Origin of the sequence: Streptomyces sp. NPDC047081 (genome assembly GCF_040643775.1) — a bacterium.
GTDB lineage: Bacteria > Actinomycetota > Actinomycetes > Streptomycetales > Streptomycetaceae > Streptomyces.
Map to the genome: position 1 here is coordinate 1 of NZ_JBEYUY010000007.1, position 20,782 is coordinate 20,782.

Sequence of the window (20,782 nt, forward strand, 5' to 3'; positions counted from 1 at the left end):
CGCCGTCTTGCCGATGCCGCCCATGCCGGTGACGGCGAAGATGAGCAGCGGGAGTGCGGCCGTGTCGTTCTCGCTCGGTGCGAGGTGGGGTCGGCGTCCACACCTCCCCGCGGTACCCCGCCCCGACCGCCCGCGCCGCCAACTCCGCCTCGGCGTACAGGAATCGGGGCCGTGCCTCCCGCAGGGCGTGCTCCAACGACCCTCCGCGCAAGGCGGTGTTGAGCGGTACGACGACCGCGCCGAGCCAGGCGCACCCGAGGACCAGGTCCACCAGCTCGACCCGGTTTCCCAGCAGCGCCGCCACCCGGTCGCCCGGCCGGCAGCCCCGCGCCGCGAGCGCCCCGGCCATTCCGGCGGCGGCCGCCCGCGTCTCGGCGTACGTCCGTGTCGTACGGCCGATCCGCAGGAAGGGGCGGTCGCCGAACCGCCCGGCGGCGGCCTCGACGAGCTCCGGCACGGTACGGGGGTTCACCGCAGGGCCCCCGTGTCGTACAGGTGGGCGAGCCGCTCGGGGGAGTACCCCGCCACCTCGCGCAGCACCTCCTCGGTGTCGGCGCCGAGCAGGGGCGCGGGGGTGCGGATCGAACCGGGGGTGCGGGTGAGCCGGATGGGCAGGCCCTCGTGGAGGAAGGCGCCCGCGGCGGGGTGCTCCGCGCGCACGTAGAAGCCGCGGGCCCGCAACTGCGGGTCGTGCTCGACCAGTTGACGCCCGTCCCGCACGGCCCCGGCCGGCACGCCCCGCTCCTGCAGCAACTCCGCGGCCAGGTCGGCGGGAAGGGTGCGGGTCCAGGCGCCGATCGCCTCGTCGACCAGGCCGCTGTGCCGCTTCCGGTCGGCCGTCGCCGCCAGGTCCGGACGTCCGATCACCCCGCACAGGGCCGCCCACTCGTCGTCCGAACGGACGCTGAGGGCAAGCCAGTTGTCCGCGCCCAGGCACCGGTACACCCCCTGCGGGCTCCAGACCGGATGCGCGTTGCCGATCGGGGACCGTGCCCCGGTGAGCAGGCTGGTGCCCATGTGGGCCGCGATCGCCTCCAGTTGGGAGAGGTCGACGTGCTGTCCGTGGCCGGTCCGCTCCCGGTGTTCCAGCGCGGCGACGGTGGCCAGCGCCGCCTGGAGCCCGGCCACGATGTCGCCGTGGCCGTAGATCACCCCGACCACGTCCCCCGGCCCCCAGCCGGTCAGTCCGGTCAGCCCCGAACTCGCCGAGACGGTGTCGGCGTACGACACCCAGCCGGCCCGCGGTCCGGTGTGGCCCATGCCGGACATGCTCACGTAGACGAGCCGCGGGTTGATCTCGCGGAGGGTGTCGTAGCCGAGGCCGAGCCGGGTCATGACCGAGGCGCTGAAGTTCTCGACGAGGACGTCCGCGGACGCGATGAGGTCGCGCAGGACGGCGACACCGTCGTCGGTGCGGGTGTCGAGGGCGATACCGCGCTTGTTGCGGTTGACCTCGTTGAAGTAGCCGTTGGTGTTCGGGTCCGTGTGGGGGCCGCGGGAGAGGTGCATGAAGGGCGCGAACCGGGTGGGGTCCGGCCGCCCCGCCGACTCGACCTTGATGACGTCGGCGCCGTGGTCGGCCAGCACCTTCGTGCAGTACGGCCCCGCGAGCACCCAGGTCAGGTCGAGCACGCGGACGCCGTCGAGGGCGGGGCCGCCGAAGTCGCCCTCCCCGACGGGGACTTGGCGCTCCTCGGCGAGCAGGGCCTGGTCCTGGCCGGGGGCGGGGGTGCCGAGCGACCTGATCCGGTGGCCTTCGGGGAACGCGAACGGGAATCCCAGGTCGGTCCGGCCGTCGACCTCGGTGAAGAAGCCCCGCGCGACGAGCTGGGGGTTGTCGGGCAGCTCGGCCGGCACGTCCACGGCGGCCCACGGCAGTTTCCGGTCCTGGGCGCGCTCCGCGAACTCGGCCTTCGGCCAGGTGCTCACGAAGTCCTGGACGACCTTGAAGACGTGCTCCTGGTGTTTCTTGCGCTCGACCGGGTCCTGCCAGCGCGGCTCGGTCAGGTCCGCCTGCGCCCCCTGCTCGCACAGCCAGTCGAGCAGCGCGTCCCACATCCGGGGGCTGCCGCCGAGCCCGCCGCCCAGATGGCCGTCGGCCGCCCGGAACAGCCCGTGCGGGACCAGCGGGTGCACACGTCCGGGGCGGGGCGGCACCCGGTCCTCGTGCAGATAGGCGAGGGTGCCGGCCTCCAGGGCGGCGGCGACGCACGCCTGCGCGGAGACGTCGACGAGCTGTCCTGGGCCGCGCCGGCGCGCCCGAAGGCCCAGCAGGGCGGCGATCGCCGCGTTGACGCCCGCGAGGTGCTCCGCCTGGTTCTCCGGCAGATGCAGGGGCGGGCCGTCGGGGTCGCCGACCTGCGCGAGCATCCCGCCGAGGGCGGCGACGACGAGGTCGGTGCCCTGCCAGTCGCTGCGCGGGCCGACCAGGCCGAAGGGGGTGACGCGGACGTGGACGAGGTGGTCGAGGCCGGTGGTGTCGACGCCGCCGGAGGTGCCGTCGGAGGTGTCGTCGGAGGTGCCGCCGGTCGTGCCGTCGGTCGTGCCGTCGGTCGTCCCGTCGAGGAGGATGTCCGCGCCCGCGAGCAGGCGGCGCACCTCCTCCGGTCCCGAGACGGTCACCGAGCGCTTCCCGGCGTGCCAGTGGGCGAAGCCGACCGGGTCCTCGCCGCGGCCGGGGTCGCCCCCGGGCGGTTCGGCCAGGACGACCTCGTAACCGATGCCGACCAGCAGCCGGCCGGCGAACCGGGTGAAGGGACTGGTCAGTTCGACGACCCGGGGGGTCGCTGCTGTGCTCACCTGTGCTCCTGTCCTCGGGTCAGCCGTGCCGCTGGTTCAGGAAACCGTCGACCACCCGGTGGAAGTCGTACGGCCGCTCCTCCTGGAGGTGGTGGGAGGCCTCGTGCATCACATGCAGGTTCCCCTTGGGGATCATGCGGGCGAGCATCAGCGGGTAGTCGGGGGTGAGGAAGGCGTCCTGCATGCCCCACAGGAACAGCACGGGCGCCCGGATCGCGCCGAGTTCGGCGGTCAGGTCCTGCCAGTCGCCGCGCGGGTTGTCCGAGGCGCCGGCGAGCGCGGTCTCCTCGGGGTCGAGGCTCTGCTCGTAGCGCAGCCGTGCCGTGCCCTCGGGGACGGCCTCGGGGTCGTACCACTCCAGACGGGCCATCAGCGCGCGCATCTTGGTGAGGGACGGGCCGTCGCCGCCGTAGTAGACGTCCCGGGCGTTGCGGCCGCGGCGGCCGCCCTCCGGGAGCGGGGCGAGCGGGCCGTAGAAGACCGGCATGCTGCCGGTGACGACCAACGACCGTACGCGCTCGGGGTACTTGGCGGCCAGGTTCAGCGCGATGGTGCCGCCCCAGGAGTTGCAGACGAAGTCGGCCCGGTCGATCCCCAGGGTGTCCATCAGGGCCACGGTCTTCGCCGCGTGGTAGTCCCACATGGGGCCCTCGATGACGGGTTTCGCCGACTTCCCGTACTGGAGGATGTCGACCAGGAGGCAGCGGCGGTCCGCGGCGAACAGCGGGGCGACCTGCCCGAAGTCGGACCAGCCGGTGCAGCCGGGGCCGCCGCCGTGCAGGAAGATCGTGGGACTGCCCGAACCCAGCTCGATGTAGTGGTACTTGACGCCGTCCGCCTCCGCGTATGCGCCCGGCGGGGGAGCCTTGATGTCCATCAGATCCATGGGCGGATCGTGCCGGGCGGGGCGGGCGGGACCAAGCGGGACGGTCCGCTGAGCGGTCCGGGTCCGTGGCTCCGCGGGCGGCGCCCGGCCTAGCGTCGGGGCATGTCGGATCTTGTGGAGGAACGGACCGTACTGGATCTCGCGCAGACCCGGGCGCGGGCGCTGCTGGGCCGTTGGGAGACGCGCTCGATGGGCGTCGTACGGGCCGAGGCGGCGGCCGAGTTCGCGCGGGCCGCCGGGGACACGGCGCCAGTTCTGGTCGATCCCGCGGACCCCGCGTTCTTCGTCCACCCCATGTACGTCGTCAGCCTGCTGCGGCCCGAACCCGGCGCGGACGCGGGCGAGTTGAGACCGGACGGCATGTACCGCGACGAGGTGCCGGGCACCGACGGGCTCGACGTGCGGCTCATGGCGGGCGGGCAGGCGGTGCGGTGGATCGGGGAGGTCCGGGTCGGCGACCGTGTCGAAGTACGCCGTGCGGTCACGGCGGTCGAGCGGAAGCGGCCCGATCTCCTGCTGATCACCGTCGAGAAGGTCTACGGCACCGAGCGCGGGCCCCTGATCGAGGTCACGGAGAGGTTCATCGTCCGATGACGGAACTCGTGCCCGACGAAGTCATGCTGCTGCGCTTCGGCGCGGTCACCCGCAACACGCACCGCATCCACTTCGACACCGACTTCGCCCGCTCCGAGGGCCTGGCCGGGCCGGTCGTCATGGCCCAGCTGCACGGCTGTCTGCTGTACCGGGCGGCCGCGGCCCACGCCGGGCCGGCGGGACGGGTGCGGGAGATCTCCTGGCAGAACCGGGCGCCCGCGCACCCCGGCGACCGGCTCACGGTGACGAGCACGGTACGGGACGTGGACCCCGGCAGCGGGGAGATCACCCTGGATCTCGTCGAGCACCGCACGGACGGTGTCGTGTGCTGCCGGGGGCACGCCGTGGTCGTACCGGACCGTGCCCGGGACTGAACCCCGTCAGGAGAGGTCCAGCACCACCAGACCCACCGCCGCCCCCGTACGCAACCGCCGTGCCGCGTCCGCGAGTTGCTCGGGCCGGTGCCGTTCGACCGCCAACTCCAGCTCCCCGGCCGTCAGTTCCGCCAGCATCCGCTCGACGTCGGCGGCGACCTCGCGGCCCCGCGTCATCAGGTTCACCGGCAGCAGCGAGACGTCGGCGAGCAGGAAGTCGGCGAGGTCGACGGTGAGTTCACGTCCCGCGGTGTAGCCGACCAGGGCGACCCGGCCGCGCGGACGGACCAGGCCGAGCGCGGACTTCAGGACGGGCCCGCCCACGGTGTCGACGACCACGTCGACCGGTCCGCCGATCGCCTCGGCCGTCAACTCGCCCGCCAGGACCGCCTTCGCGGCGGCCGGGACCCGGTCGAGCTTCGCGGGCCGTCCGACCACGCCGATCACCTCGGCCCCGGCGTGCGCCGCGACCTGCACGGCCAGCGAACCGACCGCCCCCGCCGCGCCGGTGACCAGGACCCGTTCGCGGGGCCGCACGGCCGCCACCGAGTGCACCGCCGCCCAGGCGGTACCGGCCGGGGTGGCGAAACCGCAGGCGAGCGCGGGATCCATGCCCTCGGGCACCGGGACCGCGGTGGCGTCCGGCACCAGGGCGTGGCTCCGCCAGCAGCCGTCCCGGCGCAGTCCGAGCCCCTTGCCGCTGATCCTGACCAGGCTCCCCACCGGGTGGGTGTCGGAGGCGAGGACGCGACCGGCCCCGTTGGTGCCGGGCACGGCGGGCAGGTCGGGGAGGATCCCGAACCTGCCGTCCACGATGTTCAGATCGAGGTGGCCGACCTGCGCGGCCAGCATCCGCACCAGGGTGTGGCCCGGGCGCGCGTCCGGCACGGGCCGCTCCAGGAGCCGGGGCAGTTCCCCGAACCGTTCGAGGACCAGGGCGTTCGACTCACTGCTCACAGTTTCACTCCGTATCCACGCGGGCTCGGAAGACCGCGCTCACGCGGGGCTCGGGGAGCCGGGTGGGGGGCTCCGGAGGCCGCGATCCGCGGCACGCGCGTGTCCCGCGCACCGTAGATCGCCCCCGGAAGGCCCCGCACGACCCGCGGTCCGCTGAGCGGGACGCCCGCCGAGGGCGGCGCCGGTCTGCTCAGCGGAACGGTTTCGTGGGCGCCCGCCGCCCGTGACCGGAAGCTCGGGGACACGCACCGACGGCAGCAGGAGGTCACGCACGATGACGACGGGTGAAGGCCCGAAGACCAGAGCCCGGTCCGCGCCCGGACGGCAGGACTGGTCCTCATGGCCCCATTACGACGGCGCCGCCGAAGGCTTCCGCGGCTACTGGTACCCGGTCACCTGGTCCAGCCACCTGACCGGCAGGCCGAAGCCCTTCACGGTCTGCGGCGAGAAGATCACGCTCATCCGGGACGGCGGCACGGCGTACGCCCTGCACAACCGCTGCCCCCACCGGGGGGTGCCGCTCTCCGAGGGCGACCAGCAGTTCCCCGGCACGGTCAGCTGCCCCTACCACGGCTGGACCTTCGACCTGCCCACCGGCAAGCTCTCCGCGGTCATCACCGACGGCCCCGGCTGCCGGCTGACCGGCAAGGTGAGCGTCCGGACGTACGCGGTCGAGGAGCGCCTCGGCATGGTGTGGGTGTACATCCCCGTCGCCGACGAGGAGCCCCACCCCATCGACTCCCAGCTCCCCGAGGAACTGGTCGACAACCCCTTCGTGATGGGCGGCCGGATCGAACCGCGCGGCGGCAACTGGCGGTTCGCCTGCGAGAACGGCTTCGACGAGGGCCACGCCAAGTACCTGCACCGCACGGCCCTGTGGCGGCTCTTCAAGCCCATGCCGACCTGGAACATCACCCGGATCGTGCCCAAGGGCCGCTGGATCTTCCGGGTGCAGGACGAGGTGCACTGGGAGGCCGACTTCCCCGGCGTGGGCCACTGGTCCAACAAGCGATGGTGGAAGAAGCGGCCGCCCAAGGAGACCTTCAACATCGGCAACACCGGTAAGGCCGACTCGGTCGACCCGACGATCGAGGCCCAGGACTTCCCCGGCTTCGCCTCCCTGTCCATGCCGGGCGTGCTGCGGATCGTCTACCCCAACTTCATCCACTACGAGTTCTACGTCCCCGTCGACGCCGACCACCACAACTACGTCGGCGTGATGGTCAACTTCACCGAGGGCTGGTCGACCCTGCGCTTCTACGCCAAGTACCTGGGCGCGATCCGCTGGCTGTTCCACGGCCAGTTCTCGGGCCAGGACGCCTGGATGGTCGACGTCACCGACGCGCCTCCGGAGAAGCTCTACCGCCCCGACGTCTCGCTGACCTCCTGGCGGAACCTCAGCGAGGAGGAGTACGGCAAGAAGCTCGCCGCGACGGGTGCTTCGGGCGTTTCGGGCGGCAACTCCCCTGCACAGAAGGAGGCGTGAGCATGCGCCGTACCCTGTTCACCCTGCTGGCCGGAGCCGCTCTGGCGATCGGGCTGCCGCTGGCCAAGCGGCATTTCGAGCGCACCACCATGACGCAGGTCCACAGGATCAACCAGTGAACGCCCTGGCCGGCCTGGACGAACGACGCGCCGCCTGGGTCACGGAGGCCTGGCGGCACGTCACCCCCGACCGGCTGACCGAACTGATCACCGGCCTCGTCGACATCCCGAGCCCGACGGGCGACGAGGGCCCGCTGGCCCGGCACATCGCCGCCACGCTCGCAACGACCGTGCCCCGTACGGCGGTTCAGCCCCTCGACGACCGCCAGGCCAACGCCTGGGCCCGCCTCGACGGCGACGGCACCGGCCCCGACCTCATGCTCTACGCCCCCATCGACACGCTGACCGTGGGCGAGGAGAGCGAGGATCTCCCGTGGATCGGCCCGGAGTTGCGGGACGACATGCGGCCGCGGGCCACCGTCCACGACGACCTGGTCGTCGGCCTCGGCGCCTCCAACCCCAAGGGCCACGCGGCCTGCGTGATGATGGCCGCCGAGGCGATCGCCCGCGCCGGTGTCCCGCTCACCGGCGACCTGGTCGCGGCGTTCGGCGCGGGCGGCATGCCCACCAACGCCCGCCCGGGCGCCACGAGGTTCAACACTGGTCAGGGCGTGGGCTGTTCGTTCCTCCTGGAACAGGGCGTGTGGACGGACTACGCGGTCATCGCCAAGCCCGGCTGGACGGTCTCCTGGGACGAGGTCGGCCTGCTCTGGTTCGAGGTCACCGTCCACGGCACCCACACCTACGTCGGCTCCCGCCACCGGCTGCCGTACGACAACGCCGTCGCCCGCGCCGGGGAGGCCGCCCGGTACCTGGAGGAGTGGTTCGCCGGGTACGCCGAGCGGCACACCGGCGGCACGGTCGCCCCGCAGGGCGTCGTCGCCTCCGTGCGCGGCGGCTGGCCCCGGACGGCCGCGATCACCCCGGCCTCCTGCACCCTGACGGTGGATCTGCGGATCGCCCCCGGCACCTCGCCGATGCGCGTGAAGAGGGAGTTCCTCGCGGCCCTGGAGAAGCTCCCCGGCCGGGTCACCGCCGAAATGGTCCTCGCGATCCCCGGCACCCGCACCGACCCGGACAGCTGGATCGGCCGGGCCGCGACCGCCGCCTGGGAGGCCTTCGAGGGCCGGGAGCACGAGGTGATCCGCGGCAACAGCGGGGCCACCGACGCCAACATCCTGCGCGGCCGCGGCATCCCCACGGTCCGCGTCGGCATGCCGAAGGTCCCGCAGGCAGAGGCCCCCTTCGAGATCGACTTCGCGCGCGGGATGAACACCGTCTCCGTGCGGGCCATGGAGAAGCTGACCCGCCACCTGATCCGTACGGCCGTCGACACCGTCACCCGTACCCGCACAGAGACCACCGGAGAACCGGCATGACCGAGATCGTCCTGGGTGTCGGCGCGTCGCACAGCACGCTGATGAACACCCACTGGGACCAGACCCTCCACCAGGACCGCGCCGAACGCTTCCGCGACGCCCTGACCGAGGCCCGCGACCGGCTCGCCGCCGCCCGACCCGACACGGTGGTCCTGGTCGGCTCCAACCACTTCCGCGGCTTCTGGCTGGACCTCATCCCGAGCTTCACCATCGGCGTCGGCGAGTGCGTGGCCAGCGGCGAGTCCGGCACCCCGAAGGGCCCGCAGCCGGTCGACGTGCCGCTCGCCCGGCACCTCGCCGAATCCCTCGTCGAGCACCACGACTTCGACATCGCCTTCTCCGCCCGGCTCCAGATCGACCACGGCCAGTCGCACGCCATCCAGTACCTGCTGGACGGCCTCGACGTGGAGATCGTCCCGCTGGTCGTCAATGTCTTCGCCCACCCGCTGCCCACCCTGGAGCGCTGTGAGCGGCTCGGCCGGGCGATCCGGGAGACGCTGCTCGCCCTCCCCGAGGACCGGCGGGTCGCCGTGATCGGCTCCGGGGGCCTCTCGCACCGGCTGCCCTGGCCGGACTGGCGCGACCCGCGCGGCGACGACGAGGAGTTCATGGTCGGCGCCTGGCTGAACGGCCGGGAGAACTGGCAGGACTACGACGCCCGCCGGCGCGAGATCATCCGGGCCGCCGAGGCCGCGATCACCCCGGAGTTCGACGAGGAGTTCCTCACCCTCCTGGAACGCGGCGAGACCCACCGCCTCACCGGCCTCACCACCGAGGAACTGGAGAAGCGGGCCGGCAACGGCGCCCAGGAGATCCGCACCTGGCTGCTGACGGCGGCCGCCCTCGGCCACGCCCCCGGACACCGGCTGGCCTACGAGGAGATGCCCGAGTGGCTCACCGGCATGGCCGTCGCAGTCCTCGACCCCGCAGACCCCGCAGGCCCTGCGTCCCCCGCGTCCCCCGAAAGGCAGTCATGAGCATCTGGACCGAGCTGTCCGGCACCGACCACCGCCACGCCTACGTCGACGCCGGCGGCGTCCGCACCCGGGCCCTCCAGGCCGGTCCCGAGGACGGCGAGCACGTGGTGTTCCTGCACGGCACCACCGGCCACCTGGAGGCCTTCGTCAAGAACGTCCCGGCGCACGCGGCCGCCGGGTACCGCGTCCACGCCATCGACATGCTCGGCCACGGCTACACCGACAAGCCCGACCGCCCCGGCGAGATCCCCGCCTACGTCGAGCACCTGCTCGCCTACCTGGACGCCGTCGGCGCCGAGCGGGCCCACCTGGTCGGCGAGTCGCTCGGCGGCTGGGTGGCGTCCTGGGCGGCGAGCGAGCACCCGGACCGCGTCGCCTCCCTGCAACTCCTCTGCATGGGCGGCACGAAGATCAACCCGCAGGTGATGGAGCGGCTGAAGACCTCGACCAGGGCCGCCGCCCTGGAGGACGACATCTCCCTCACCCGCGAGCGGCTGCGGCTGCTGTGGGCGGAGTGGGACGAGGACCTCGGCGAGGAGCTGACCCGGGTCCGTTACGAGATCTACCACCAGCCGGAGTTCCAGCGGAACCTGCACAACCTGCTGGCCCTCCAGGAGGTCGACCGGCGCGAGCGCAACCTGCTGCGGCCCGACCGCATGGCCCGGATCAAGGCGCCCACGCTGGTGGTGTGGGCCAACAAGAACCCGTTCGGGGACGTTCCGGAGGGCGAGGCCATCGCCGCCGCGATCCCCGGCGCCCGGCTGGAGGTCTTCAGCGGGTGCGGGCACTGGCCGCAGCACGAGAAGGCCGAGGTGTACAACCCGCTGAGCCTGGAGTTTCTCGGCGCGGCCGGCTGACGGAGAGGCGTTTCTCACCCGCGTCCACCGGACCGATTCGCCCCAGCCTCTGGCCCGATCGCGGGGCACGTGATTCCGTTTTCCGCATGACCACGGACTGACCGGGAGGTTCCGCCCATGACCACCACCACGGTCGGCCGCGCCGACACCACTCCGGACGAATCCGCGCCGGCCCTCGCCCGGGGTTCCCTCATCCCGCGGGCCGAGACCTCCGGTCCCGACCCCATGAACTCGGTCCTCGGCAAGGTCAGGCCGATCCTGGAGGCGTTCACCGTCGAGGACGACGCCCTGTCCCTGGCGGAGCTGGTGCGCCGGACCGGGGTGGCCAAGGCGACCGTGCACCGGCTCGCGCAGGAACTGGTCGTCTGGGGACTGCTGGAACGGTCGGGCTGCGACTACCGGCTGGGCCTGAGACTCTTCGAGATCGGCCAGCGGGTGCACCGGCAGCGGATCCTGCGCGAGGTCGTCCAGCCGTACATGGAGGACCTCCTGCTGGCCACGCAGGAGACCATCCACTTCGCCATCCACGACAGCCTCGACGTGGTGTACCTGGAGAAGATCCTTCCGCACCGGGGCCTGAACGAGGAGTCCCGGGTCGCCGGCCGGCTGCCGCTGTACTGCACCGCCACCGGCAAGGCGATCCTGGCCCACTCGCCGGGCTCGCTCTTCGCCGAGGTGGTCAGGAACGGGATGAAACCGCTCACCCGGCACACGGTCACCTCGCCGGGCCGGCTGCGGGCCCAGCTGGAGCGGATCCGTGCCGAGGGCGTGGCGACCGAGGCGGAGGAGATCCGCCTCGGCTACACGAGCATGGCCGTGCCCGTCTTCAGCCGGCAGTCCACGCTGGTGGGCGCGCTGTCCATCACCGCGCCCACCTACCGGATGGACGTCTCCGGCCACGCCGTGGCCCTGCGGGCCGCCACCCTCGGCATCACCAGGTCCCTGCGGTGAGCGACGTGCTCGACGAGGTCCTCGCCCGGGCCGGCGCGCTGGTCGGCGCCTGGGAGAGGGAGGACTGCGGAGTGCTCGCCGTGAAGGACTTCTGCCGGTACGCGGCCGCCCTCAACGACCTCGACTACGTCCGGCGGGCCCGGGCGCGGGAGGCCGCGGGGGAGGAGGTCGTAGCGCCCGCGCTCTTCCTCGCCGGGACGATGAGCTGGCAGGACGGCCCCGCCGAGGACGACCTGCGCCCGGACGGCCTGGCCGCCCGGGAGTCCCCCTGCACCCGGGGCCTGCCCGTGCGCCAGGTGCACGGCGGCCAGTCCGTGCGGCTCGCGCGCGCCCCGGTCGCCGGCACCCGGGTGACCGCCTCACGGGCCCTGATGTCGGCCGACCGGCGCCGAGGGCGCGGCGGCGACTTCGTCCTGCTGGGCGTCACCACCCGCTTCACCGCGCCGGACGGCGCCGAACTGATGGCGATGGACGAGACGATCGTCGTACTGGAGGCCCCGTGACCGCCGCCCCCTCGGCGGGGCAGGTCTGCCCGCCGCGCTCGTACCTGCACACCCCCGTGCAGCTGTTCCGGTTCAGCGCCGTGTCCTGGAACGCCCATCGCATCCACTACGACGCCGGGTTCGCCGCCTCCGAGGGGTTCCCCGGTGTCGTAGTGCAGTCCACCCTGCACGGCGAGACGCTCACCCGGCACGCGCTCGACTGGGCCGGTCCCGGGGCCGTCCTGGAGTCCGTGAGCTGGCGCAACCGCGCCACCGCGGTGGCCGGCGAGCCGCTCACCTGGACCGCCACGGTCGCCTCCGCGGAGCCCGGCGACACGGGCACCCGGGTGACGCTCGACGTCCGCGTCCTCAAGGAGGACGGCGTCCCCTGCGTCACCGGGGAGGTCGTCCTGTTCACCGGAACGATTCCGTAGGGCCGGACGCCGGCCCGCTCCTACGCTCCGGGCCATGAGCGTTCTCCCCGACGTGCCGACGAGCACGGACGAGTCCGGCACGATCGAGACGGACATCCTGATCATCGGTGCCGGCCCCGCAGGTCTGTACGGCGCCTACTACGCGGGCTTCCGCGGACTGAGCGTCACCGTCATGGACGTGCTGCCCCAGGCGGGCGGCCAGATCAGCGCCATGTACCCCGAGAAGCCGATCTTCGACATCGCCGGGTTCCCGGCGGTCCGCGGCCGCGACCTGGTGGCGAACCTGGTCGCGCAGGCGGAGCCGTACGGCCCGCGCCACCTCCTCGGCCACCGCGCCGCCGAACTCACGTACGACTCCGATCGCCGCCCGGTCGTGCGCAGCGACCAGGGAGCCCTGGTCCGCGCCGGGGCGGTGGTCGTCACCGGCGGGGTCGGCACCTTCACCCCCCGGCCGCTCCCGGCCGGCGAGGAGTTCCTGGGGCGCGGCCAGGTCTACTTCGTCCCCGACCCCGCCGAGCACACCGGCCACGACGTGGTGGTCGTCGGCGGCGGCGACAGCGCCTTCGACTGGGCCGCGGTCCTCGCCCCCCTCGCCCGGTCCGTCCGGCTCGTGCACCGCACCGCGCGCTTCCGCGCCCACCGCGCGAGCGTGGAGAAGGTCCGCGGGCTCGGCGTCGAAGTCATCACCGACACCGAGGTCAGCGCCCTGCACGGCACCACCCACGTCGAGCGGGTCGAAGTGCGCCACCGCACCACCGGGGCCACCCGCGAACTCCCCGCCCGGACCGTGGTCGCGGCCCTCGGCTTCGTCGCCGACCTCGGCCCCCTCCAGCACTGGGGGCTCGAACTCACCGCCCGCCGCATCACCGTCGACACCCGCATGGCCACCAACCTGCCCCGGGTCTTCGCCGCCGGTGACATCACCGACTACCCCGGCAAGGTGCGCCTGATCGCCGTCGGCTTCGGCGAGGTCGCCACCGCCGTGAACAACGCGGCCACCGTCATCGACCCCGAGGCCGCGCTGTTCCCCGGGCACTCGACCGAGAAGGAGAACTGACATGGCCTACGTCATCGGAGCGGGCTGCGTCGACATCATGGACCGCTCCTGCGTCGAGGAGTGCCCCGTCGACTGCATCTACGAGGGCGAGCGCAAGCTCTACATCAACCCCGCCGAGTGCATCGACTGCGGCGCCTGCGAGACGGCCTGCCCCGAGCAGGCGATCACCGTCGACCGGCTCGCCGCCCCCGAGTTCCGGGCCGACGGCAAGCGCTTCTTCGAGGAGCCCCTGCCCGGCCGTACGGAACCCCTGGGCGCACCCGGAGGAGCGGCCGGCCTCGGTCCGGTGGGCGTCGACACCCCGCTGGTGAGCGCCCGATGAGCACTCCCGAGGTGATCAAGGCAGCCGAAGTGCTGCACGAGGCCGCACGGACCAACTCCCCGTGCCCGCCCGTGCGTTCCCTTCTCGCCACAGGCGACATCCGCTCGGCGTACGAGGTGCAGCGGACGAACATCGAGCGCGGCGTGGCCGCCGGGCGGCGGATCGTCGGCCGCAAGACCGGCCTGACCTCGCCCGCCGTTCAGGCCCAACTCGGCGTCGACCAGCCGGACTTCGGCACCCTGTTCGCGGACATGACCATCCCTGACGGGGGCCGGGTGCAGGCCGGGCGGCTGCTGCAGCCCAAGGTGGAGGCCGAGGTCGCCCTCGTCCTCGGTGCCGGACTCCCGCACCGCGACTGCACCGTGGTGGACGTGCTGCGCGCGACCGACTTCGCGTTGCCCGCACTGGAGATCGTGGACAGCCGTATCGCCGACTGGGACATCACCATCGTCGACACCGTCGCCGACAACGCCTCCAGCGGCCTGTTCGTCCTCGGCACCGCCCCCGTACCGCTGTCGGGCCTGGACCTGCGCGGCGTACGGATGACCATGACTCGGGGCGGTGATCCGGTCTCCGAGGGAACCGGCGCCGACTGCCTCGGCGGTCCGCTCAACGCCGCCACCTGGCTCGCGTCGACGCTCGCCGCGATGGGCGATCCGCTGCGCGCCGGAGACGTCGTGCTGACCGGCGCGCTGGGACCGATGGCGGCGGCCGCCCCCGGCGACAGGTTCGAGGCGCGCATCAGCCGACTCGGCGGCGTCTCGGTGGAGTTCGCGAGCGAGACCGAGGACGAGTGCGCGAAGGCGACGGAAGGAGACAGGCCGTGAAGGACACGCCCCGCACCAAGGTCGCCGTCATCGGCTCGGGCAACATCGGCACCGATCTCATGATCAAGGTGCTGCGGCTGTCGCCGACCCTGGAGATGGCCGCGATGGCCGGGATCGATCCGGACTCCGACGGACTGGCCCGCGCCCGTCGCCTGAAGGTCGCCACCACCCACGAGGGCGTGGACGGGCTGGTCGCCCTCGACGAGTTCGCCGACGTGGACGTCGTCTTCGACGCCACGTCGGCGGGCGCCCACCGCCGCCACGACGAGGTGCTGCGCGCGCTGGGCCGCACCGTGGTCGACCTCACCCCGGCGGCCATCGGCCCCTACGTCGTCCCACCGGTCAACCTGACCGCCCATCTCGACGCCCCGAACCTGAACATGGTGACCTGTGGCGGCCAGGCCACCATCCCGGTCGTCGCCGCCGTATCGGCCGTGACCCCCGTGCACTACGCGGAGATCGTCGCGTCCATCGCCTCCCGCTCGGCCGGCCCCGGCACCCGGGCCAACATCGACGAGTTCACCGAGACCACCGCGTCGGCGATCCAGCAGGTCGGCGGTGCCCGGCAGGGCAAGGCGATCATCGTCCTGAACCCCGCGGAACCGCCGCTGATCATGCGGGACACCGTGCACTGCCTGGTCTCGGAGTGCGACGAGGACGCCGTCACCGCGTCCATCGAGGCCATGGTGGGCCGCGTCCAGGCGTATGTGCCCGGCTACCGCCTCAAGCAGCGGGTGCAGTTCGACCGGATCGCCCCCGACGACCCCGTGCGGACCCTGGCACCCGTCGGCTCCGCACCCGTGAAGGTGTCCGCCTTCCTCGAAGTGGAGGGCGCCGCCCACTATCTGCCCGCCTACGCCGGCAACCTCGACATCATGACCTCGGCCGCGCTGCGCACCGCGGAACGCATAGCCTCGAAGGTGGCAGCCCGATGACCGGCCCGAAGTCCCGCCTGTACGTCCAGGACGTCACCCTGCGGGACGGCATGCACGCCGTCCGGCACCGCTACACCCGCGAGCAGGCCCGCACCATCGCCGCCGCACTGGACGCGGCCGGTGTGCGCGCGATCGAGATCGCGCACGGCGACGGCCTGTCCGGCTCCAGCATCACCTACGGCGTCGGCGCCCACACCGACTGGGAGTGGATCGAGGCGGTCTGCGACGCCGTACACCAGGCCATCCCCACCACCCTGCTGCTGCCCGGCATCGGCACGCTGCACGACCTCAAGCAGGCCCACGCCCTGGGCATCCGCTCCGTACGCGTCGCCACCCACTGCACCGAGGCCGACATCTCCGCCCAGCACATCGCCGCCGCACGGGAGTTGGGCATGGACGTGGCGGGCTTCCTGATGATGTCCCACCTGGCGGAACCGGCCGAACTCGCCCGCCAGGCCGCCCTGATGGAGTCCTACGGCGCGCACTGTGTCTACGTCACCGACTCCGGCGGCCGCCTGACCATGGACGGCGTCCGCGACCGCGTCCGCGCCTACCGCGACACCCTCGACCCGGCCACCGAACTCGGCATCCACGCCCACCACAACCTCGGGCTCGGCATCGCCAACAGCGTGGTCGCCGTCGAGAACGGCGTCACCCGCGTCGACGCCTCGCTGGCCGGGCAGGGTGCGGGGGCGGGCAACTGCCCCCTCGAAGGGTTCGTCGCCGTCGCCGACCTGATGGGCTGGAAGCACGGCTGCGACCTGTTCCCTCTCATGGACGCCGCCGACGACCTGGTCCGGCCGCTCCAGGACCGGCCGGTGCGGGTCGACCGCGAGACCCTGACGCTCGGCTACGCGGGCGTCTACTCCAGCTTCCTGCGCCACGCCGAGACCGCCGCCGCCCGCTACGGCCTGGACACCCGCACCATCCTCGTCGAGGTCGGCCGACGCGGCATGGTCGGCGGCCAGGAGGACATGATCACGGACATCGCTCTGGACCTGGCGGGGGAGCGACGGGGGTGAGCACGCGACGGAGTTCCGAAGGCAGGCCGCCGATGACGGCCCCGCTGCGCAAAGGCTATGTACCCAGCTCCTTCGGCCAGTTGCACTACGTCGAATGCGGCACGGGTGAGCCGGTGCTGATGCTCCACCAGACGCCCCGCTCCTGGACCGAGTACCTCGACGTACTGCCCCTGGTCGGTGCGGAACACCGGGCGATCGCCATGGACACCCTGGGTTTCGGCGCCTCGGCGAAACCCGAGGAGCCGCACACCATCGAGCGATTCGCCGACGCCGCACAGGAGTTGGCCGACGCGCTCGGCCTGGACCGCTTCCACCTCGTGGGCCACCACACCGGCGGGGTGATCGCGGTCGAACTCGCCGCCCGAATGCCGGACCGGGTCGCGAGCCTCCTGCTGTCCGCCACCTCCTTCGTCGACGACGAGAAACGGCGAACGGCCGCGCGGCGCAAGCCCGTCGACCAGGTGGACCCCCGGCCCGACGGCTCCCACCTCGTCGACCTGTGGAACAGGCGACGCGCTTTCTACGAGGAGGGCCAGGAGGCCGCGCTGACCCGGTACGTGATCGACGCGCTGACCGTCCTGAACCGCGCGGAGGAGGGCCACCGGGCCGTCCGGGCCTACGAGATGCTCCGAAGGCTGCCGCACATCACCACGCGCACCCTCGCCGTCTGCGCCCCCGGCGACCACTACTCCCTGCCGTCCCTGGAGAAGTTCGCCGCGGCGCTGGGCTGTGAGACCCGGGTGCTGCCGGGCGGGCACGTGCCCGCCCCGGAGCAGCTTCCCGGGGAGTTCGCGAGGGTGGTTCTGGAATGGGTGGCGGGAGGGTGAGCCGGTCCCGGAACACCTTCACGGACACCACGCGCGCCCTCGGGTGCGGCTACGGCTTCCTGCGGCGGTCCGTTCTCCGGAACCCGCGCCTTGGCCTGCGCACTTGCCGGGCGCAGGCTCGCGCTGTGGACATGACGACGGAGGTGCATGGTGAGGAATGGGCTGCGCGCGGTGGTGGTCGGCACCGGCATGATCGGGGCCGTACACGCCACGGCGATCCGCGCCGCCGGAGGTGAACTCGCCGGCATGGTCGCGTCGACGGCCCGGCGCAGCGCGCAGGCCGCCGAGGAGTGGGGAGTGCCGGGCAGGCATCCCGACTTCGCCGCGGTGCTGGCCGACGAGAGCGTCCAGGTGGTGCACGTGTGCACGCCGAACGCGCTCCACGTCCCGCAGACGGAGGCCGCGCTGCGGGCGGGCAAGCACGTGATCTGCGAGAAGCCGCTGGCGACCTCGGCCGCGGACGCCGAACGGCTGACCGCGCTGGCCGAACGGGCCGGTCTGCTCCTGGCCGTGCCCTTCGTCTACCGCTACCACCCGCTCGTACGGGAGATCCGGGACCGTCGGCTGCGCGGTGACTTCGGCGCCTGGCAGTTGCTCCACGGCAGCTATCTGCAGGACTGGATGCTGTCGCAGGACGTCTCCTCGTGGCGGGTGGATCCGGACGAGGGCGGGCCCTCGCGGGCGTTCGCGGACATCGGCTCGCACTGGTGCGACCTGGTCGAGTGGGTGGCCGGCGTCCGGTTCGCGGAGGTGTCGGCACGCCTGGGCACCACCGTTGCCTCCCGGCCGGCCGGGACCGGCAGCAGCTTCTCGACCGCCGTCCACGGCCCGCGCGTCCCGGTGCGCACCGAGGACGTCGCCACGACCCTCTTGCGCACGACCGACGGCGTACTGGGAACGCTGACGGTGTCCCAGGTCTCGGCGGGACGCAAGAACCGCCTGTGGTTCGAACTGGACGGCGCGCGGGCCAGCGCCGTCTTCGACCAGGAACAGCCGGAGACGGCATGGCTCGGCGGGCAGGACGGCGCGCGGATCGTCGTACGCGACCCGCAGCGGGGCTCAGCCGAGCAGCGCCGCCTGTCGCGGCTGCCCGCAGGCCATGCGCAGGGCTACGCCGACTGCTTCACGTCGTTCGTCGCCGACGCCTACACGACGATACGGAGCGGACACGCGCCCGAGGGCCTGCCGACCGGCGCGGACGGACTCCGCTCGGCGCGCATCGTCGAGGCGGTGCTGCGCTCGGCCGACTCGCTGGCATGGACCGACGTAACCGACACCCCGCGCGACCAGGAGGTCACCCCGTGAAACTCGGCATGCTCACCGCTTGTCTGCCCCGGCTGTCCCTCGCCGAGATCGCGCGATGGGCCTCCCAGGCCGGCTACGAAGCGCTGGAAGTCGCGGCCTGGCCGGTCGTCGGCGGCCGTGACTTCGAGGCGTCGCACCTGCCGGTGGCCGCCTTCGACGCGCGCGCCGCCGACGAGACGCGGGCGCTGCTGGAGCGCCACCGCCTGGAGATCTCCGCCCTCGCCTACTACGAGAACAACCTGCACCCCGACCCCGAGCGTCGGGCCGGCATCCACGCCCACCTCAGGGCGGTCGTCGACGCCGCGGCCGCGCTCGCGGTGCCGTACGTCGGCACGTTCGTGGGCCGGGACTGGACCCGGCCGGTCGCCGCGAACCTGGAGGAGGCCGACAAGGTCTTCCCCGAGCTGGTCGACTACGCGGGCGAACGCGGCGTGAAGATCATCATCGAGAACTGCGTGATGGAGGGCTGGCACCCCGACGGCTACCCCGGCAACCTCGCCTACTCGCCGGAGCTGTGGGAATGGATGTCCGACCTGGGCCTGTACCTCAACTGGGACCCCTCGCACCTGACCTGGATCGGCGTCGACCCGGTGGCGACCATCGCCCCGTACGCCCACCGCATCGTGCACGCCCAGGCCAAGGACATCGAGATCCTGCCCGGCCGGGTCGACCGCTACGGCTTCTTCGGCAAGGCGGTACGGCGCGAGGACCCGTGGGACACCGGCTGGTGGCGCTACCGGGTCCCTGGGCGCGGCCAGGTCGACTGGAACGCGGTGGTGGACGCGCTGTACGAGCACGGCTTCACCGGCACACTCTCCGTCGAGCACGAGGACCCTCTGTGGGGCGGGACCGAGGAGAAGGTGAAAACGGGGCTGGAGATCGCCCACCGGACACTGCGGCCACTGATCGTGACCTGACGCACCACGAAGCTCCGCGGTCCCGAGGAAGCACGCCCCGGCGTTCCGACGGACGGCGCGGAAGCGGGACATCGGGACATCCGGGGTCGTGAGTCCGTCAGTACGACGAAGGAAGGAGCGGCCAAGGGTCAGGGCAAGGTCTCCGCGCCGGACGTGAGCAGTGCGCGGGCGGGGTGGTTGTCTGGGCCCTTCCCCGGCTGACTGCTCACTCCCTGCGGCCCCAACCCACACCCGCACCCGAACGGCTCCTCGATCTCAGGACCGGTGTCGATCAGGGCGAACAGGTGCCGTTCCGCCGGCACCGCCACCTCGAAAGAGTCAGCCCGGCCCACTCCACGCTTCCCACACGCTGTGTGTTCAAGCAGTAGGACAACCACTGGGGCAGTTCTTACGAGTTCCGGAACCGTGAGCTCCAGGTGGCGAATTCGCAGACGTCGGGCGGCGGTTACTTGAGGTCGAGGGTGTCGCCGGTCGACACCTTCAGCGAGGTGGTCGTGGTGCCGGGGAAGTACCAGCGCCATCTGCCTGCCGAGGTGACGGTCACCTTGGTGGTCAGTTTTCCGGCGTCGCCCGTCGTCACGGTCTTGACCGTGCTGTAGTGAGCGGCGCCTTTCTTCTTGAACTGGAGTTTGACCTGCTGCCCGGTGAACCCGTGGTACTTCCGGTCTTCCCAGTTGGCCCGCGACAGCTTGCCGCTGACGGTGACCTGGGCGCCCTTGACGGCCTTCTCCGGTGCGATCACCGTGGTGAGTTGCGCGGCTCGCTTGACCTTGTACTCGGCGATGTGGTCGGAGATCCAGTAGTCGCCGTCGTTCGCCTTGACTGTGGCGTTGACCTGCCAGATGCCGGCGACCTTGTTGGTATCGATGTCGTCGCTGTCGGCGATCCAGGTGGGGTCGATGGTCATCATGGCTCGGCACACCGATGTGGTGGCGCTCTTCTTCGTGCAGGTCGAGTCGCCGTCCCAGGTGGCGAAGGTGTAGGCGTTCGTCTTGTTGAAGGTGCTGAGGTCGGTGAGCCCCTTCACCCCCGAGTCGTCCTTGATGGTGATGTCGATGGGGTAGCGGATCGTCTTCGCCGTGCCCACGATGACGTTGCCGCCGCCGTTGACGACGGTCTTCACCACCCGGATGTCGCCCCGCCCCTCCGCGTGAGCCGCGGTCGCCAGCGTGAGCACCAGGGCGGTCGCCCCACCTGCCGTGGCCCAGGCCGTTCTGCCCCTCATGATCCTCCCCTTGTCGTGTGCGTGCCAGGAGAGGCTACGTGGTCAGGATCCTTTACGCGGTGTGCACTGGCGGTTCCCTCCAGGACGGCCACCTGAAGGTCTTCGCAAGC

Annotated in this window: 22 protein-coding genes; 17 read left to right on the forward strand and 5 right to left on the reverse strand. The window is 72.3% G+C overall.

Annotation, left to right across the window (positions count from 1 at the left end):
• From ABZ848_RS15045 to ABZ848_RS15055, 3 genes are all read right to left on the reverse strand, one after another.
• Window positions 1-472 (reverse strand): AMP-binding protein (locus ABZ848_RS15045; RefSeq protein WP_360830968.1); only part of this gene is annotated, 472 nt, incomplete at its 3' end.
• Window positions 469-2,799, reverse strand: a complete 2,331-nt coding sequence (locus tag ABZ848_RS15050) for a CoA transferase (RefSeq protein ID WP_360830971.1) — start codon at window positions 2,797-2,799, stop codon at window positions 469-471. The genes ABZ848_RS15050 and ABZ848_RS15045, both read right to left, overlap by 4 nt.
• Before the next feature lie 19 nt (window positions 2,800-2,818).
• Entirely contained in the window at window positions 2,819-3,685 is an 867-nt protein-coding gene (locus ABZ848_RS15055) for an alpha/beta hydrolase (protein WP_360830973.1), read from the reverse strand.
• A gap of 102 nt (window positions 3,686-3,787) precedes the next feature.
• Between ABZ848_RS15055 and ABZ848_RS15060 the strand changes: the two genes are divergently transcribed.
• On the forward strand, window positions 3,788-4,279 hold the full coding sequence (locus tag ABZ848_RS15060) for a MaoC family dehydratase N-terminal domain-containing protein (protein ID WP_360830976.1): 492 nt from the start codon (window positions 3,788-3,790) through the stop codon (window positions 4,277-4,279).
• Window positions 4,276-4,653: an acyl dehydratase gene (locus ABZ848_RS15065; protein ID WP_360830979.1), complete on the forward strand. Its 378-nt coding sequence runs from the start codon at window positions 4,276-4,278 to the stop codon at window positions 4,651-4,653. Before ABZ848_RS15060 ends, ABZ848_RS15065 begins: the two co-directional genes overlap by 4 nt.
• A gap of 6 nt (window positions 4,654-4,659) precedes the next feature.
• Here ABZ848_RS15065 and ABZ848_RS15070 read toward each other — a convergent pair whose 3' ends face one another.
• On the reverse strand, window positions 4,660-5,610 hold the full coding sequence (locus ABZ848_RS15070; RefSeq protein WP_360830982.1) for a zinc-binding alcohol dehydrogenase family protein: 951 nt from the start codon (window positions 5,608-5,610) through the stop codon (window positions 4,660-4,662).
• Between the two features lie 274 nt (window positions 5,611-5,884).
• Between ABZ848_RS15070 and ABZ848_RS15075 the strand changes: the two genes are divergently transcribed.
• The 15 genes from ABZ848_RS15075 to ABZ848_RS15145 all read left to right on the forward strand — a co-directional run bounded on the left by ABZ848_RS15075 (window position 5,885) and on the right by ABZ848_RS15145 (window position 19,447).
• On the forward strand, window positions 5,885-7,096 hold the full coding sequence (locus ABZ848_RS15075) for a Rieske 2Fe-2S domain-containing protein (RefSeq protein WP_360830985.1): 1,212 nt from the start codon (window positions 5,885-5,887) through the stop codon (window positions 7,094-7,096).
• Window positions 7,097-7,211: 115 nt separating this feature from the next.
• The gene (locus tag ABZ848_RS15080; RefSeq protein ID WP_360830988.1) at window positions 7,212-8,534 is read left to right on the forward strand and encodes a deacylase; all 1,323 of its coding nucleotides are present in this window, start codon (window positions 7,212-7,214) and stop codon (window positions 8,532-8,534) included.
• Window positions 8,531-9,511 carry a catechol 1,2-dioxygenase gene (locus ABZ848_RS15085; RefSeq protein WP_360830992.1) on the forward strand — a complete coding sequence of 327 codons (981 nt, stop codon included), beginning with the start codon at window positions 8,531-8,533 and terminating at the stop codon, window positions 9,509-9,511. The genes ABZ848_RS15080 and ABZ848_RS15085 overlap by 4 nt, the downstream gene beginning before the upstream one ends.
• On the forward strand, window positions 9,508-10,368 hold the full coding sequence (locus ABZ848_RS15090; protein WP_360830995.1) for an alpha/beta fold hydrolase: 861 nt from the start codon (window positions 9,508-9,510) through the stop codon (window positions 10,366-10,368). Before ABZ848_RS15085 ends, ABZ848_RS15090 begins: the two co-directional genes overlap by 4 nt.
• 117 nt (window positions 10,369-10,485) lie before the next feature.
• A complete protein-coding gene (locus ABZ848_RS15095) occupies window positions 10,486-11,319 on the forward strand; it encodes an IclR family transcriptional regulator (RefSeq protein WP_360830998.1) in 834 nt (277 codons plus the stop codon).
• The gene (locus tag ABZ848_RS15100; protein WP_360831001.1) at window positions 11,316-11,822 is read left to right on the forward strand and encodes a MaoC family dehydratase N-terminal domain-containing protein; all 507 of its coding nucleotides are present in this window, start codon (window positions 11,316-11,318) and stop codon (window positions 11,820-11,822) included. The genes ABZ848_RS15095 and ABZ848_RS15100 overlap by 4 nt, the downstream gene beginning before the upstream one ends.
• Window positions 11,819-12,235 carry an acyl dehydratase gene (locus ABZ848_RS15105; protein ID WP_360831004.1) on the forward strand — a complete coding sequence of 139 codons (417 nt, stop codon included), beginning with the start codon at window positions 11,819-11,821 and terminating at the stop codon, window positions 12,233-12,235. The genes ABZ848_RS15100 and ABZ848_RS15105 overlap by 4 nt, the downstream gene beginning before the upstream one ends.
• 34 nt (window positions 12,236-12,269) lie before the next feature.
• Window positions 12,270-13,292, forward strand: coding sequence for an NAD(P)/FAD-dependent oxidoreductase (locus ABZ848_RS15110; protein WP_360831007.1), 1,023 nt, complete (start codon window positions 12,270-12,272; stop codon window positions 13,290-13,292).
• Between the two features lies 1 nt (window position 13,293).
• The gene (fdxA, locus tag ABZ848_RS15115) at window positions 13,294-13,614 is read left to right on the forward strand and encodes a ferredoxin (protein ID WP_360831010.1); all 321 of its coding nucleotides are present in this window, start codon (window positions 13,294-13,296) and stop codon (window positions 13,612-13,614) included.
• On the forward strand, window positions 13,611-14,441 hold the full coding sequence (locus ABZ848_RS15120) for a fumarylacetoacetate hydrolase family protein (protein WP_360831013.1): 831 nt from the start codon (window positions 13,611-13,613) through the stop codon (window positions 14,439-14,441). The genes fdxA and ABZ848_RS15120 overlap by 4 nt, the downstream gene beginning before the upstream one ends.
• Complete coding sequence (locus tag ABZ848_RS15125) at window positions 14,438-15,376, forward strand: acetaldehyde dehydrogenase (acetylating) (RefSeq protein WP_360831015.1); 939 nt, start codon at window positions 14,438-14,440, stop codon at window positions 15,374-15,376. Before ABZ848_RS15120 ends, ABZ848_RS15125 begins: the two co-directional genes overlap by 4 nt.
• Window positions 15,373-16,398: a 4-hydroxy-2-oxovalerate aldolase gene (gene dmpG / locus ABZ848_RS15130; protein WP_360831018.1), complete on the forward strand. Its 1,026-nt coding sequence runs from the start codon at window positions 15,373-15,375 to the stop codon at window positions 16,396-16,398. The genes ABZ848_RS15125 and dmpG overlap by 4 nt, the downstream gene beginning before the upstream one ends.
• Before the next feature lie 32 nt (window positions 16,399-16,430).
• Window positions 16,431-17,225: an alpha/beta fold hydrolase gene (locus ABZ848_RS15135; RefSeq protein WP_360831021.1), complete on the forward strand. Its 795-nt coding sequence runs from the start codon at window positions 16,431-16,433 to the stop codon at window positions 17,223-17,225.
• Window positions 17,226-17,372: 147 nt separating this feature from the next.
• Complete coding sequence (locus tag ABZ848_RS15140) at window positions 17,373-18,530, forward strand: Gfo/Idh/MocA family oxidoreductase (protein ID WP_360831024.1); 1,158 nt, start codon at window positions 17,373-17,375, stop codon at window positions 18,528-18,530.
• Window positions 18,527-19,447 (forward strand): sugar phosphate isomerase/epimerase, encoded by a 921-nt coding sequence (locus ABZ848_RS15145; RefSeq protein WP_360831027.1) that lies wholly within the window; start codon window positions 18,527-18,529, stop codon window positions 19,445-19,447. The genes ABZ848_RS15140 and ABZ848_RS15145 overlap by 4 nt, the downstream gene beginning before the upstream one ends.
• A 445-nt stretch (window positions 19,448-19,892) precedes the next feature.
• On the opposite strand, the gene ABZ848_RS15150 is transcribed toward ABZ848_RS15145, so the two are convergent.
• A complete protein-coding gene (locus tag ABZ848_RS15150; RefSeq protein ID WP_360831030.1) occupies window positions 19,893-20,672 on the reverse strand; it encodes a hypothetical protein in 780 nt (259 codons plus the stop codon).
• Window positions 20,673-20,782: the final 110 nt, after the last annotated feature.